The 14,992-nt window shown below is 38.7% G+C and carries 14 protein-coding genes; all 14 read left to right on the top strand.

All coding sequences use genetic code 11. From position 1 onward, the window contains the following. The first annotated feature begins 20 nt into the window (after window positions 1-20). Entirely contained in the window at window positions 21-1,028 is a 1,008-nt protein-coding gene (locus ACK4HO_RS09135; RefSeq protein WP_409665115.1) for an N-acetylneuraminate synthase family protein, read from the top strand. After that, complete coding sequence (gene neuC, locus ACK4HO_RS09140) at window positions 1,025-2,185, top strand: UDP-N-acetylglucosamine 2-epimerase (protein ID WP_409665088.1); 1,161 nt, start codon at window positions 1,025-1,027, stop codon at window positions 2,183-2,185. The genes ACK4HO_RS09135 and neuC overlap by 4 nt, the downstream gene beginning before the upstream one ends. Then, window positions 2,185-2,883, top strand: coding sequence for a cytidylyltransferase domain-containing protein (locus tag ACK4HO_RS09145; protein ID WP_409665090.1), 699 nt, complete (start codon window positions 2,185-2,187; stop codon window positions 2,881-2,883). Before neuC ends, ACK4HO_RS09145 begins: the two co-directional genes overlap by 1 nt. Next, window positions 2,864-3,805: an NAD(P)-dependent oxidoreductase gene (locus tag ACK4HO_RS09150; protein WP_409665092.1), complete on the top strand. Its 942-nt coding sequence runs from the start codon at window positions 2,864-2,866 to the stop codon at window positions 3,803-3,805. Before ACK4HO_RS09145 ends, ACK4HO_RS09150 begins: the two co-directional genes overlap by 20 nt. Window position 3,806: 1 nt before the next feature. Further along, window positions 3,807-5,501 carry an asparagine synthase (glutamine-hydrolyzing) gene (gene asnB, locus ACK4HO_RS09155; protein WP_409665094.1) on the top strand — a complete coding sequence of 565 codons (1,695 nt, stop codon included), beginning with the start codon at window positions 3,807-3,809 and terminating at the stop codon, window positions 5,499-5,501. Between the two features lies 1 nt (window position 5,502). Further along, window positions 5,503-6,366, top strand: a complete 864-nt coding sequence (locus ACK4HO_RS09160; protein WP_409665096.1) for an FkbM family methyltransferase — start codon at window positions 5,503-5,505, stop codon at window positions 6,364-6,366. Further along, the gene (locus tag ACK4HO_RS09165; protein WP_409665098.1) at window positions 6,366-7,454 is read left to right on the top strand and encodes an acyltransferase family protein; all 1,089 of its coding nucleotides are present in this window, start codon (window positions 6,366-6,368) and stop codon (window positions 7,452-7,454) included. The genes ACK4HO_RS09160 and ACK4HO_RS09165 overlap by 1 nt, the downstream gene beginning before the upstream one ends. A gap of 64 nt (window positions 7,455-7,518) precedes the next feature. After that, window positions 7,519-8,919 (top strand): UDP-glycosyltransferase, encoded by a 1,401-nt coding sequence (locus tag ACK4HO_RS09170; RefSeq protein WP_409665100.1) that lies wholly within the window; start codon window positions 7,519-7,521, stop codon window positions 8,917-8,919. 1 nt (window position 8,920) lies between these two features. Next, window positions 8,921-9,484, top strand: coding sequence for a serine O-acetyltransferase (locus ACK4HO_RS09175; protein WP_409665102.1), 564 nt, complete (start codon window positions 8,921-8,923; stop codon window positions 9,482-9,484). 23 nt (window positions 9,485-9,507) lie between these two features. Continuing rightward, entirely contained in the window at window positions 9,508-10,491 is a 984-nt protein-coding gene (locus ACK4HO_RS09180; protein WP_409665104.1) for a class I SAM-dependent methyltransferase, read from the top strand. A 1-nt stretch (window position 10,492) separates the two neighbouring features. Continuing rightward, complete coding sequence (locus ACK4HO_RS09185; RefSeq protein ID WP_409665106.1) at window positions 10,493-11,641, top strand: glycosyltransferase family 4 protein; 1,149 nt, start codon at window positions 10,493-10,495, stop codon at window positions 11,639-11,641. Beyond that, window positions 11,638-12,441: an FkbM family methyltransferase gene (locus ACK4HO_RS09190; protein WP_409665108.1), complete on the top strand. Its 804-nt coding sequence runs from the start codon at window positions 11,638-11,640 to the stop codon at window positions 12,439-12,441. Before ACK4HO_RS09185 ends, ACK4HO_RS09190 begins: the two co-directional genes overlap by 4 nt. 11 nt (window positions 12,442-12,452) lie before the next feature. Next, the gene (locus ACK4HO_RS09195) at window positions 12,453-13,994 is read left to right on the top strand and encodes a glycosyltransferase family 2 protein (protein ID WP_409665109.1); all 1,542 of its coding nucleotides are present in this window, start codon (window positions 12,453-12,455) and stop codon (window positions 13,992-13,994) included. A gap of 1 nt (window position 13,995) precedes the next feature. Then, on the top strand, window positions 13,996-14,992 hold a 997-nt coding region (locus ACK4HO_RS09200), incomplete at its 3' end, for a glycosyltransferase family 2 protein (protein WP_409665111.1).

Consider the following 14,992-nt stretch of genomic DNA (forward strand, 5'->3'; position numbering starts at 1 on the left):
CTTCCGTTACAATCCAATTGATGAACCAAAAACCTTATTTAATAGCCGAAATTGCTCAAGCACACGAAGGTAGTTTGGGAATTTTGCATTCCTATATCGATGCCGTGGCTAAAACCGGTGTGCAGGCGATTAAATTCCAAATGCACATTGCCGAAGCAGAAAGCAGTATCCATGAGCCTTTTCGGGTGAAATTCTCCAAAGAAGATGCCACGCGTTTCGACTATTGGAAGCGCATGGAATTCACACTCGAACAATGGAAAGGGATCAAACAACATTGCGATGAAGTGGGATTGGATTTTATCTGTTCGCCTTTCAGTAATCTGGCAGTAGATTGGTTGGAAGAAGTAGGCGTTCACACATACAAAATAGGTTCAGGCGAAGTCAATAATTTTCTTTTACTCGAAAAAATTACCCAAACCGGAAAACCCATCATCATTTCCTCAGGCATGAGTAGTTTTGCCGAGTTGGATAAAACCGTAGCTTTTTTGAAAAGCAAAAAGGCTCAATTTTCCATTTTGCAATGCACAACCGCTTATCCCACGAAACCGGAACAATACGGATTGAATGTGATAGCAGAATTGAAAGCAAGATACGATGTACCAATTGGTTTTTCAGACCATTCGGCCAAAATTGCTACTGGAATTGCCGCTATAGCTTTAGGTGCCGAAATCTTAGAATTTCACGTGGTTTTCAGCCGTTCGATGTTTGGACCGGATGCTATAGCGTCGCTGACTTTAGATGAAACCAAGCAATTGGCGGAAGCGGTAAGTGAGATTCATTTGGCACAAAATAACCCTATCAATAAAAACAGCAATGATAATTTCACTGAACTGAAAAGCATCTTTGAAAAATCGTTGGCCATTAATAAAAATTTACCACAAGGACATGTCCTTACGTTTGCCGATTTGGAAAGCAAAAAGCCCAAAGGTTACGGTATTTCCGCCGCCGATTTTGAAAAAGTAATCGGAAGACAATTGACTGTAAATAAGTCCCAATGGGATTTTTTGAATGAAGCAGATTTAGCATGAGCCACACCCGAAAAATAGCTGTCGTTATCACAGCCCGACCTTCTTATAGCCGAGTTAAAACCGTTTTAACCGCCATCAAAAAGCATCCCGAATTGGAGTTGCAACTCATCGTAGCTGCTTCGGCATTGCTCGATAGATACGGTAGCGCAGTGAATTACATTGAAAAAGACGGTTTCGAAATCGCCGCCAAAGTTTTTAATGTGTTGGAAGGTGAAAATTTAACGGCTGCTGCAAAAACAACCGGAATCGGAATCCTCGAATTGTCAACGGTTTTTGACAATCTTCGACCGGATATTGTAGTTACTGTTGCCGATAGATTTGAAACGATGGCAACTGCGATTTCGGCTTCGTATATGAATATTCCTTTGGCCCACATTCAAGGAGGCGAAGTAACGGGAAACATTGATGAAAAAGTCAGACACGCCATTACCAAATTGGCCGATTACCATTTTGTTGCGTCTGAAAATGCCAAACAAAGAGTAATTCAGCTCGGTGAAAATGCAAACATGGTTTTCAATACCGGTTGTCCTTCTATAGATATTGCACAAGAAGTGGCCAAAAATGATTCGTTGACTTTCAATCCGTATGAAAAATACGGCGGCGTAGGGTCGCAACCCGATTTGAGTAACGGTTATATAGTCGTGATGCAACATCCGGTAACCAATGAATACCAAGATTCCAGAAAACACATAGAAGCGACTTTAAGAGCGATTCAAAAAATCAACAAACCAACGCTTTGGTTTTGGCCCAATGTGGATGCCGGCGCGGATGGTACATCAACCGGAATTCGTTCGTTCCGTGAAAAATATAAAATGGAAAACGTGCACTTCTTCAAAAACATGGAAGGCGACGATTTCTTAAACTTGTTGCATTCCTCGCTTTGCCTGATTGGCAATTCTAGTGTTGGGATTAGAGAATGTGCTTATCTTGGTGTACCGACAATTAACATCGGTTCGCGTCAAAATCGCCGTGACCGTGGGCAAAATGTTGTCGATGTGACTTATGACGAAAACGAAATTATAGTGTCAGTCGATGCTATTCTGAAAAAACAAGAAAGACCAAAATCGGATGTCTACGGCGGAGGAGAAGCCGGAACTAAAATTGCTCAATTGCTCAAAGAATTACCGCTTCAGTTTCACAAAACCATCACTTATTAATGAAAGTTTTGGTCATCATACCTGCACGTGGTGGTTCGAAAGGCGTTCCCAAAAAGAACCTCAAAATCCTTGGCGACAAACCGTTGATTGCACACGCCATTGATTGTGCCAAAGCCTCCAAAAAAACCTCAAGATTCATCGTTTCTACCGATTCGGAGGAAATCGCCCAAGTGTCAAAGCAATTTGGCAGCGAAGTGATTCTCAGACCTGAAGATTTAGCCACCGATACCAGTAATGTGGTGACTGCCGTTGAACATGTTTACCAAGAATTAAAGGAAGATTTTGAGATTATTGTTTTGTTGCAACCGACTTCACCATTAAGAACTGCTGCAGATTTAGACAAGATCATTACTATATTTGAAAACGATAAAAATACCGATGGCGTAATCAGCGTCGTTTCGATGGACGATATGCATCCGGCGCGCATGTATAATTTGGGTGCGAACGATGCGCTGGCTCCTTTTTTAACCGAAGGTGAAACTGCCAGAAGACAAGATTTAAAGCCTGTCTATTATCGAAACGGTTGTTTTTATGCTGTGAAAACTACTGCTTTTTTCAAAGAAAAATCTTTTATGGTTGCCAATAAAAAAGCGTATGTGATGAATGCAGAATGGTTGGCCAATATTGATACCCCAAGAGATTTTAAGATAGCCGAAATATTGTACCAAGACTGGAAAGATGAGAATTTTAATCACTGAATCGGGCGATTTTAGTCCTAATGCTATTGCCGAACTTCAAAAACATTTTGAGGTGATTCAGCGTGATTTTACTTCACTCGAAGACTTGACTGAAAATATCGCTGAGGTTGACGTTTTGTTTGTCCGTCTCCGATTCAAATTGACCCAAGGAATCCTCGAAAAAGCACCACAACTTAAATACATTTTAACCGCTACAACCGGTTTAGATCATATTGATGTAGACTATTTTGAAAGCCGTGGCGGAAAAGTCATTTCGTTGAAAGGAGAAGTGGATTTTTTAGGATCGATTCCTTCCACAGCGGAACATACTTGGGCTTTGTTATTGGCTTTGCTTAAAAAAATCCCAACAGCTTTTGAAGACGTAAAAGAAGGAAATTGGCACCGAGATCATTTCAAAGGCAATAACCTTCGCGGAAAAAAAATCGGGATTTTAGGTTTGGGCAGAGTAGGGAAACAAGTCGCTAATTTTGCCCAAGCTTTCGGTTTGGAGATTGGTTATTTTGATATAGTATCGCAAACGAATAACTATAAAAGTTTTTCCAATCCACAGGAACTCTTTGCCTGGGCTGAAATCATAAGCATTCACATTCCGTACACCATTGAAAACGAAAATTTTGTCAATGAAGAATTATTACAGCATTGTCAAAAAAATGCAGTTCTAATCAATACTTCCCGCGGGAATGTTTGGGAAGAAAATCTGGTGGCCGAATTGCTCAAACAAAACAAAATATTCGGCATTGCAACCGATGTTTTACAGAATGAATTTGATAAAAAACAATTAAAAAAAAATCCTTTGGTCGAATTAGCTACCGAAGAATACAATATCATCATTACACCACATCTAGCCGGCGCGACTTATGAATCGATGGCGATGACGGAAGAGTTTATAGTGTCTCAATTTTTAAAAACAACGACTTTATAAGATGTGCGGAATTGCCGGAATCATTGGACCAAAAGCCAATAAGTTTATCCTCCAGAAAATGCTCGAAGCCCAAAAGCATCGCGGTCCCGATTTTACAGCCGATTGGGAAGTAGAAGGCAAAGCAGCTTTAGGTCACAACCGTTTAAGCATCATCGATTTGTCAGAAGGGGCGAACCAACCTTTTTTCAGTGATTGCGGGAATTATGTCATGGTTTTTAATGGCGAAATTTACAATTATTTGGAACTGCGAAAAATACTCCAATCCAAATACACTTTCAAAACCCAATCCGACACCGAAGTTTTGCTCAACGCTTACCGCGAATGGGGTGAAAGCTGTTTGGACGAATGCAATGGCATGTTTGCTTTCGCGATTTGGAATATCAAAACACAAAGTTTATTCGCAGCACGCGACCGATTTGGCGTAAAGCCGTTCAATTACTTTTTTGACCAAAATAATTTTTACTTTGCTTCTGAAATCCCTACACTTTTTGCCGCGGGAATTGCTAAAAAACCTAATGATAAGGTTTGGCTCAATTTCTTTTCCGAAGGCAGTTACGGGTTACCGAATGAAACATTTTGGACCGGTATTCAGCAACTCAAAGCCGGACATTTTTTGACTTTACAAAACAACCATTTGCAAATTAAAAAGTGGTACCACTTTGAGGAGCGCATTGCTCAATTGCAAAACCAGTTTCATCTAAACGAAGAAGAATACATCACCAATTTATTGCTTAAAGCCATTAATTTAAGGTTCAGGGCTGATGTTCCTATCGGTTTTAATTTGAGCGGTGGTTTGGATTCGAGTACGTTATTGGCACTGATTGACCAACAAGATATCGACAAATCGACGATTGAGGCTTTTACTTTTGTGACCAATGACGACCGCTATGACGAATTGCCTTGGGTCAAATCGATGTTGGAACAACGACCGTATCATTTGAATATTTGTCCGCTTTCCGCCAACGAAGTTCCCGATTTGTCGCTGAAAATTGCCCAAATGCAAGCCGAACCTTATGGTGGTATTCCAACGATTGCTTATTCGAATATTTTTAAAGCAGCAAGTCAAAAAGGCGTCAAAGTTTTGCTCGATGGTCAAGGTTCTGATGAAGCTTGGGCCGGATATGATTACTATATTTCAAACTCCGAAAGCATCGTGCAAGGCGTGACGAAATCGCCGTTTAGGGCCGGAGTTTTGGATGGGGATTTTGCTAAAAATTATACCAAAACCGATTACCCGAAGCCTTTTGAAGACGCATTATTGAATATGCAATACCGCGATTTGTTTTGTACTAAAATCCCAAGAGCTTTGCGTTTTAACGACCGCATTTCTATGATGTACGGCACCGAATTGCGTGAGCCTTTTTTGGATTATGAATTGGTGGAATATGTTTTTAGCAGACCGACCGATTTTAAAATCAAAGACGGCATTCAAAAATGGATGCTTCGCAAAATAGCCGAAAAGTTTCTCCAAAAAGACTTAGTTTTGGCACCCAAAAGACCTTTGCAAACGCCACAACGAGAATGGCTTTCGGAGGATTTGAAAGCTTGGGTAACGGCTGAAGTGGAAGTGTTGAAGCAAAATTCGTGGTTTGACCCAAAGGCTTTGCAAACAGAATTAGACCATTTTTTCAACGGCGACAATCAGAGTAGTTTCCACATTTGGCAATGGATTAACGCAGCACAAATTTTAAAATAGTATGCAAAAACTAACACAGCTTCACCGTTTAAATTGGGGAAACCGACTGCTGGTACTTCGGTATTTGCTCAAGCGTATTTTGCATTTGAAAACCACTGAAAATGAGCGGCAACTCAATGAGTTCTATTTTCACCTGATTAGTTTTAATGGCTTTTTGAAACAAGAAAATGACAAGGATTTTGTGTCATCTTATCCTGATTTTGGGGTTACTTTAAAAATTAGAAAAAGGCCTTCGAGTGATATGGATGTGTTTAGTCAAATATACCGATATGTGGAATACAAACCTGTGGTGGAGGTTTTTCAAAAACATTTCCCCAACGATAAAAAGTTGAATTTTATTGATGCCGGAAGCAATATCGGATTGACTTCAGTTTACTTTTCTAAGTTTTTTCAAGGCTCAAATTTTATTACGATAGAACCCGATGATTCCAATTTTGAAACGAAGTCTTTTAACCTTTCAACTAATGGCGTTGCTGCCAAAGAAAAAGTAAAAGGCGGTATTTGGAGTACGAATTCGTTTTTAAGAATTGTAAGCGATTTTAGAGATCAAAACGATTGGTCATTTCGCGTGGAAGAAACTACCACCGAGACCAATTTAAAAGCTTATTCCATCAATTATCTGATGGAGAAAAACCAATTTCAAACCATCGACATCCTAAAAATTGACATTGAAGGTTCGGAGAAAGAAGTGCTGACTTCACCCAAAGCGGATGTGTCTTATTTGGCGAAAACCAAATGCGTAGCCATTGAAATTCACGATGAGTTTGATTGTAGAGAAGCGATTTATGAAGTGCTGAGAAAATATAATTTTGAGTTCTTCAATTCGGGCGAATTGACCATAGGAATCAACCAAAACTTACTGTAATGTCAACCGTAAACCGATTAAGAGAACTCGACTTTTTGCGCGGCATCGCTATTATTTTAGTGCTGTTTCGCCATCAGGTTTTGTTTGATTTTTTGGAAACTATGGGTTGGATTGGCGTTGATTTATTCTTTGTGCTCAGCGGTTTTTTGGTTTCGGGTTTGTTGTTTAAAGAATACCAAAAATTCGGTTCCATCAATGCCAAATTGTTTTTAATCAGACGTGGTTTTAAAATTTACCCCATATTTTACCTGACCTATATTCTCTACATTATTCCAAGAATTATTCTCCATAAATTCGATTTGGAAAAAGCCTTTTATGAGCTGGTTTTTGTTCAGAATTACGCTTTGGGTTGGGGTTATGCTTATGCGGCGAGTTGGTCCTTGGCGGTTGAGGAACATTTTTATTTTGGCTTAGCCTTAGTATTGTGGTTGGTTTTCAATAAAAAAATCCTTCGTTTTGAAGTAGTAACCAATAAAACTTCCGCTTTTGAAAAATATTTGATAGCGGTTTTAGTGGTGATTTTTCTTTTAAGAATATTGGCCAATGTTCAATTTCCCGACGACACAGAGCGAAACATGACCATGTCTCACTTGAGGATTGATTCATTATTGTTTGGCGTTTTGGTTTCATTTTGGTACCATTTCAGAAGAGAAAAATTGACTGCATTTTACCTTCAACACAAGCCTAAATTGCTGTTGCTTTCTTTGGCTCTGCTTTCTTTTACGCCTTTTATAGCGCCCGGAGATTCTTTCTTTGTGAAAACCATTGGATTTACAATGCTTTATGTGGCTTTCGGAATTTTGTTGGTGCATTTTTTAATTGATGCAAATGTCAATCGGCAATTGAATCGACTTTTTACGGCAACTGTGGTGAATTTTATCAGTAAAATTGGTTTTTGTTCCTATTCGATTTACGTGATTCACTCTTTGGTGATTTATTGTTTTGGATTTCTGCACATTACTAATCGTTTTATAGCTTTTCCTATAGTATTCATTATCTCCGTAATTTCCGGTTTTATCATGACTTACCAAATTGAAAAGTTTTTCCTTACTTATCGCAATAAATATTATCCGAGCCGAACATTTTAGCATTCATTTACTTTCATATTAACTCTAAAATAGAGATATTTGAGACTTCAATTGAAAAACAAGAATGCAAAACAAAAAAATATTCATACTTCTTCCGGATGGTGTGGGATTGAGAAATTTTTCTTTTACAAATTTTCACAAAATTGGTTTACAAAAAGGAATTGACATCACTTTTTGGAACAATACCCTTTTTGATTTAAGTGAGTTGGGCTTCAAGGAAATACGTTTCCAAAATGCCAAAGCACACCCGATGACCGATCTATTGAAGATGGCCCAAACCCGAATAGAATTAAATTTAAATATCAAGAAATCTAAAGATACAATCTACAATTATTATCGATTTCCGTTTTCTTATTCCAATTTAAAATCAACTCTGAAAAGCCTTTACAAAGAAGGGTTGATTCTTTTTAATAATTCTGAGAAAGGATTAGAACGCATCAAAAAAAGCATCGCCAAACAAGAGCGAAAAACCAAACTCTACTTTGACAGTTTGGAAACCTTGCAAAACGAAAAGCCTGATTTGGTTTTTTGTACCAATCAAAGAACTATGTTGGCCGTAGCACCGATTCTCGCTGCTCAGGATTTGGGAATCCCTACCGCCACGTTTATTTTCTCTTGGGACAATTTGCCCAAAGCCACTAAGATTGTCGAAACCGATTACTATTTTGTGTGGAGCGAACACATGAAAGGCGAATTATTGTATTACTATCCGCATGTCAAAGAAAGCCAAATCAGGGTTACCGGAACGCCACAGTTTGAAACCCATACCGAAAAGGAATTATTGGTTTCCAAAGAAGCTTTTTTCAACGAGCACCATTTGGACTTAACTAAAAAATACCTTTGTTTTTCGGGAGATGATGTGACTACTTCTCCTAATGATCCAACCTATTTGTCGGATACCGCTGCAGCAGTGGTAAGGCTTAATCAAAAAGAGCACAATTTGGGTATCATTTTCAGAAGATGTCCCGTTGATTTTTCGAACCGATTTGACGCTGTGTTAGAGCAATACAAAGACGTTATCACTAGCATTATACCAAAATGGGAGAAAAAGGGTGAAGCTTGGCACGACATTTCACCAACTAAAGCCGATTTAGCGTTGCAAATGAATACCATTGCGCATACCGAAATGGTTATTAATTTAGGTTCTTCGATGGTTTTTGACTACGTGTCTTTTAACAAACCTTGTGGTTATATTAATTATGAAGTGCCCAATGCGCAATATCCCAAATGGTCTGTGAAAAATATTTATCGATTCATTCATTTTAGGTCGATGCCGAGTAAAGATTCAGTTTTTTGGATAAATCATCCAAACGAAATTGAAGATTGCATTGCAAAAACGCTCGACCACAAAGCCGAGGCTATTATTGCTAACGCCAAAAAATGGTTTGAAAAAATTACCCAACATCCGCCGCGATCTGCTTCGGAGAGAATTTGGACCGCAATAGAGGAAATCTGTACAAAATAAAATGGCAAACGAATATATTTTATCTGATTATAAGCGCTGCGGTATTCACAAAATTACCATCGGTGTTTTGTTTGATATTTTTATCATAAGACCCAATCCCGGATTGAAATACATGACCATTTTTCGTTTGGTGCAACATTACAGAAGACGCAACCGATTGCTGTTTTACTTTTACTTTTTGTGGCTCAGACGTTTAAGGGTTAAGTATGGTTTTGACATTTCGTACCGAACCCAAATAGGGAAAGGATTTTATATCGGTCATTTCGGTAACGTAGTAATTCATGGAGATAGCGTGATTGGTGAGAACTGCAATATTTCCCAAGGAATTACCATTGGCGTAAGTAATTATGGCAAGAAAATGGGCGTACCAACCATAGGCAATGAAGTTTTTATCGGACCTAATGCCGGAGTTTTTGGGAATATTACGGTCGGAAACAAAGTCACGATCGGCGCCAACTCGGTAGTAACCGAAGACATTCCTGAGGGTAAAACTGTGCTTCCCGCAGCGGCAATTATCATCGACAAAGATTTATCCGACTATTATATTCAAAGTAAAATCAACTAATTGTTCTAACTATATTTCACATCATGTCCTACCAATCGTTATTGCCTTTGATACAAAAAACCGGAAGTGCTCTTTCTCCGGAGCAATTTCAGGAAAGAATCAATATCGTCTTTCATGATTTTGAAGCTCAGCATTATGATGCCATGCATACCGATATGTGGGGCAGTTTACAAGAACAGATTAATTTATTGGTCGACGATTTATTGGCGCAAAAAAATATAGAAAGTAAAACCCTCAGTTTGCTCGATATTGGTTGTGGTACCGGTTTGAGTACACAAATTTTACTCAACTCAAAACTCGGACCACACATTAGCCAAGTGACTTTATTAGACACTTCGCCCAACATGTTAAAGTTTGCCGAAGCCAAAGCCAAAACTTGGGACAAACCCTATAAAACGGTTAATGGCTATTTGGCATCACTTACCGAAAAGTTTGATGTCATCATCATCAGTTCAGTGTTGCATCATATTCCCGATTTGGAGACTTTTTTAAAACAAGTGGATAATGCGATGACTTCAGGCGGAATTTTAATTCATTTGCAAGATCCAAATGGAGATGCTATCAATGAAACCGAGTATTTAAGCAGAAGAAATCGTTATGAAAAAGCCCTCGAAGCTTTGCCGAAAGAGAAAAAAATCACCGATTTTATTCCGAAAAAGTTGCTCAAATCCATCAAGCGACTTTTGGGACGTTTAGATTATATCGATTTAATCAATGACCAATTATTGGCAGAGAAAACCATCAAAAGACGCATGACTGCCGACGAGATTTGGTCGGTAACCGATATCCATGTGGAAACAAAAACTGATTCGGTGAACAAAGGTATTTCTTTAAAGTTTCTGAAAAACCAATTGCAAAATTTTGAATTGCTGCAAATGCGTTCCTATGGCTTTTTCGGGTACTTGAAAAGTGATTTAATCGAGAGTTATCAGGTAGAAGAAACCCAATTGATTGCCGAAAATCAAACCAATGGTCGAAATATATCCTGCATTTGGATGAAAAAATAGGATGATGAAAATAGCCTTCCTGACAACTGAATATCCTCATGCCAAAACCGGTTTTTCCGCCGGAATCGGTACGAGTATTATGAATTTAGGAAAAGGCTTACTCCAATTGGGTCACCAAGTGACCATAGTGATTTATGGCCAAGATAAAGACGAAACTTTTTTCGATAACGGATTTACTTTCTATAAAATTAAAAACAAAAAGCTCAAAGGGTTTTCTAGAATTTTAACCCAAAAAAAGATTGAAAAACTGATTAATGATTTAGTAGTCAAAGGCGAAATTGATGTCGTTGAAGCCGCAGATTGGACGGGAATTACGTCCAATATCAACCTCAAATGTCCTTTGGTAATTAAGCTTCACGGAAGCGACACTTATTTTTGTCATTTAGACCAACGACCGGTCAAGTTTCTCAATAGATTCAGAGAAAAAAAGGCATTGCAAAAGGCGAATGCTTGGCTTTCAGTCAGTCAATATACGGCAACGGTTACCAAAGAATTATTTGCTTTGTCAAATGATTTTACCGTCATTCCGAATGGAATTGATTTGGCTGACTTTTCAGTGGCTGAAATGAAAAACACGGCAGCCGAAAACACCATTTTATACTTTGGTACGCTAATCCGAAAAAAGGGTTCACTTGAATTGCCATTGATTTTTAACGAAGTATTCAAACAAAACAAGCAGGCCAAATTAATCCTAATTGGTCGTGATGCTGCAGATATTACCACTGGAAATTCTTCGGTTTGGGCGATGATGCAACCGTTATTTGACACCGCTGCTTTTCAAAACGTGACTTTTCTGGGAAGTGTTCCTTATGACCAAATGAAGACGCATATCAATGCTTCAACCGTTTGTGTTTTTCCCACATTTGCCGAAGCTTTGCCCGTTTCTTGGATAGAAGCGATGGCGATGCAAAAGGCTATCGTGGCTTCGGATATCGGCTGGGCCAAAGAAGTAATTGACGATGACGTCAATGGATTTTTAGTTAATCCGAAAGAGCACCAAGTCTTCGCCAAAAAAATAAACATATTGCTTGAAAACACTTCGCTAAGAAGTCAAATCGGCGCAGCAGCCAAAGCTAAAGTGCAACAAAAATTCAGTATCGAAGTGGTGGCCCAACAAAGTGCTGCTTTCTATCAGAAATTAATCAGATGAAAAAAGCGCTCAAGAAAATACTCAGTGGCTTAATGCCCAAAGGAAACGCCAAAGAACAACTTAAACTTTTTTATTACAGGCTATTAAAACCTAAGAAAGTAACGTTTGACTTGGTTGAAGGAAAAGATAAAATGGTATACAAAACCGGTTTTCAAAATACTTCGCTAATTACAAACGAAGCTTTGTATCCGATAGTGGCGGATTTTGACTATTACCAACATTTTTATAAGGTAAAATCGGGTGATGTGGTTATTGATGCCGGAGCTAATTGTGGTCATTTGACTGTTTTTTTCTCCAAATTGGTGGGCCAAAGCGGAAAAGTATTTGCCTTTGAACCCGATAAATTCAATATCGAAAGAATCCAAAAGAACATGGCTTTGAATCCGGATTTGACAGACAATATCAAGATTGAAGATTTATTGCTTTGGGATAAAAATGAGTGGATAGATTTTTACGAAGCCGGAACAGCAGGTTCTTCTGCGGTATGGATGCCCGATGCGGAACATTGTGTCAAAAAGCAAGCGGTCACTATTGATGATTGGGTTAAAACCAGCCAGCTTCAAAAACTCGATTTTATCAAAATGGATATCGAAGGTGCCGAGATTGAAGCCCTTGACGGATGCGTGGAAACAATTAAAACTTTGCAACCGAACTTTGCCATTGCTTCGTATCACGTTGTAAACGACGAGAAAACGTATATCAAAGTGGAAGCTTTTTTCCGCCAAATGAATTATCCATACAAAACAGTCACCTTCAGAGGCAATGAAATTATAACCTTTGCCGGACCGAATTTGAAATAAAAGAAAGTTTCATGATTATAATTTATCACAACCAATCAAAAGTAACTAACGTCGTTTCCATCGAAGCGCGTGACTTTTCGACTTTCAAAAATCGAAATGTGGTTGCGGTATTGCTTGATTTGGCCGATAAGTTTGAGGACGAAATATTGGTTTGGTGTCACGAAAGTTTAAAAGACAATTTGAATGTCAATTCGATTGAAAACCTGTTTCACCATAAAAAGTTGCTTTTTTCGTTTAATCCTTCGTCTTCTGATTATTTCGGAAGAGAGTTGGGTTACATAGAAGATTCGCCTTTTATCAAAATTAATAAAGAAGTTCGATATGCTACTTGGCAAACGAGTAGTCAGGTTGGAGCCATTCACGCTTCGGCACTAAAAGCTTGTAACCCAGATTTGACAGTGGAAAATGACTTTGATTATTTTCTGCATTCTTTGGCCAAAAGAATCATCGTTCATGGTTTACTGTGCTATTCAGAGCCGAAATTACTTCATGGTAAAACCTCCGAAAAACCACTGAATGCAGCAAGTCTTTCCACTCTTTTTAAATTTTCCAAACAACATTACCGAACACGTTGGATTTTCCTTTTGTTCTTTAATTTGATGCTGTTTGAAAAGCGTTTTCCGTTGTTGCCGTTGGTGTTTTCTTTGTTCAGTAAAAAGAGAACTTTTGACCCGATTAGATTAAACCAAATACCATTAGCATCAACCAAAACGATAGTAGAAAAAGGCACGATTGATGTCTTGATTCCGACTATTGGACGTAAGCAATATTTATTAGACGTGCTCAATAATTTAGCCGCACAAACGCATTTGCCCACTAACGTAATCATCATTGAACAAAATCCTCTCGAAGAAAGCGTTTCCGAATTGGATTTTATCCAAAATAACTCTTGGCCCTTTGCCATCAAACACCGATTTACCCATCAAGCCGGAGCTTGTAACGCCCGAAATTTGGGATTGGAATTGGTAGTAAGTGAGTTTTGCTTTATGGCCGATGACGACATTGTTTTTGGCAATGATTTACTCGAAAAAGCTCTTGATACTTTTCGGTCAACCGGTAATGAAGTGTTTTTAGTGGCTTGTCATTTGAAAACGCAAACCATAGAACGCCAAGCGCCCAAGCAATTTACAGTTTTTGGTGCCGGTCATGCTTTTGTGAAAACGGCCTGTTTCGAAGGCCTGCAGTTTAATATGGGTTACGAATTTGGTTTTGGCGAAGACAATGATTTTGGGATGCAATTGCGCCAAAAAGGATTTGATATTTTGTATATTTCCACGACCCATATTTTGCACTTAAAAGCTCCGATGGGCGGATTTAGGACCAAACCAACTTTGCGTTGGCAACACGAAGCAATCCAACCCAAACCTTCACCAACCGTGATGCTGTTCCGATTGTTGTATGATACGCCAGAGCAATTGTTGAGTTATAAAACCACGATTTTTTTGAAGAATCTTAACAAAAGTTTTTTAAAGAACCCTTTTGGTTATATTAAATTGTTCAGGAAAAAATGGGACACCAGTATTTTTTGGGCCACTAAATTAAAGCATGAATAAGATGAATTTTACCCTGGTAATTTGTACGTATATGCGACCCAATCCTTTATTGAAGCTACTGACTTCGGTAAAGACGCAAACACTTTATCCGAATGAAATTCTCATTATTGACGGTTCTTTGAATGACGAAACCAAAACTATGATTGAGCAGCATACTTTTCAAAAGCTGACTTATTTTAAAGTGGAAAAGGAGCACAGAGGTTTAACCAAACAGCGCAATTTTGGGATTTCCAAAGTGTCATCGGATGCGGAAGTGATTTGTTTTTTGGATGATGATACGGTTTTGGAACCTAACTATTTTGAAGAAATCATCAACGCTTATCATAGTGATTCAACCATAACAGGCGTGGCCGGAATTGCCATTAATGAAAACCGTTGGATAAAAAAAGAACCGAATAAAACATACAGTAAATACAAGTTTTATGAATTCGAAGGCTACGTTTATCCCGAAGGTTCACGGAATATTTTGAGAAATTATTTTGGTTTGCAGTCGGATTTAGGTCCGGGACGCATGCCTGAATACTCACACGGCCGAACTTGTGGTTTTCCTTTGACGGGCAAAATTTATGAAGTCGATTTGTTGATTGGGATGTCGTTTTCATTCAAGAAAGGAGTTTTTGACAAGATTAAATTCTCGCATTATTTTGAAGGTTACGGCTTGTATGAAGACGCCGATTTTAGTATCAGAGCTAAACAATTCGGAAAAAATGTGATTGCCACCAAAGCGCAATTGTCGCATTACCACGACCAATCGGGTAGGCCTAACAAATACCAATACGGCCAAATGGTGACCCGAAACGGTTGGTTTGTATGGCGTGTGAAATACCCGAAGCCTTCTTTCAAAGCCAAGTTAAAATGGACTGCCATTTCATTAGTGTTGATAATCATCAGATTTAGCAATATCTTTACCACTAACAAACGTTGGGAAGCGTTAACCGAATCTTGGGGAAGAACCGTTGGTTTGGTGCGTTTGCTTTTTGACCAACCCAAAACAGAAT

Source organism: Flavobacterium sp., from assembly GCF_046296355.1.
Taxonomy (GTDB): domain Bacteria; phylum Bacteroidota; class Bacteroidia; order Flavobacteriales; family Flavobacteriaceae; genus Flavobacterium.

What these genes read in the sequence shown, in the direction of transcription:
- ACK4HO_RS09170 (WP_409665100.1), top strand. Translation starts at nt 7,519, where the DNA reads ATGCAAAACAAAAAAATATTCATACTTCTTCCGGATGGTGTGGGATTG.
- ACK4HO_RS09135 (WP_409665115.1), top strand. Translation starts at nt 21, where the DNA reads ATGAACCAAAAACCTTATTTAATAGCCGAAATTGCTCAAGCACACGAA.
- asnB (WP_409665094.1), top strand. Translation starts at nt 3,807, where the DNA reads ATGTGCGGAATTGCCGGAATCATTGGACCAAAAGCCAATAAGTTTATC.
- ACK4HO_RS09195 (WP_409665109.1), top strand. Translation starts at nt 12,453, where the DNA reads ATGATTATAATTTATCACAACCAATCAAAAGTAACTAACGTCGTTTCC.
- ACK4HO_RS09185 (WP_409665106.1), top strand. Translation starts at nt 10,493, where the DNA reads ATGATGAAAATAGCCTTCCTGACAACTGAATATCCTCATGCCAAAACC.
- neuC (WP_409665088.1), top strand. Translation starts at nt 1,025, where the DNA reads ATGAGCCACACCCGAAAAATAGCTGTCGTTATCACAGCCCGACCTTCT.
- ACK4HO_RS09190 (WP_409665108.1), top strand. Translation starts at nt 11,638, where the DNA reads ATGAAAAAAGCGCTCAAGAAAATACTCAGTGGCTTAATGCCCAAAGGA.
- ACK4HO_RS09150 (WP_409665092.1), top strand. Translation starts at nt 2,864, where the DNA reads ATGAGAATTTTAATCACTGAATCGGGCGATTTTAGTCCTAATGCTATT.
- ACK4HO_RS09180 (WP_409665104.1), top strand. Translation starts at nt 9,508, where the DNA reads ATGTCCTACCAATCGTTATTGCCTTTGATACAAAAAACCGGAAGTGCT.
- ACK4HO_RS09160 (WP_409665096.1), top strand. Translation starts at nt 5,503, where the DNA reads ATGCAAAAACTAACACAGCTTCACCGTTTAAATTGGGGAAACCGACTG.
- ACK4HO_RS09145 (WP_409665090.1), top strand. Translation starts at nt 2,185, where the DNA reads ATGAAAGTTTTGGTCATCATACCTGCACGTGGTGGTTCGAAAGGCGTT.
- ACK4HO_RS09175 (WP_409665102.1), top strand. Translation starts at nt 8,921, where the DNA reads ATGGCAAACGAATATATTTTATCTGATTATAAGCGCTGCGGTATTCAC.
- ACK4HO_RS09165 (WP_409665098.1), top strand. Translation starts at nt 6,366, where the DNA reads ATGTCAACCGTAAACCGATTAAGAGAACTCGACTTTTTGCGCGGCATC.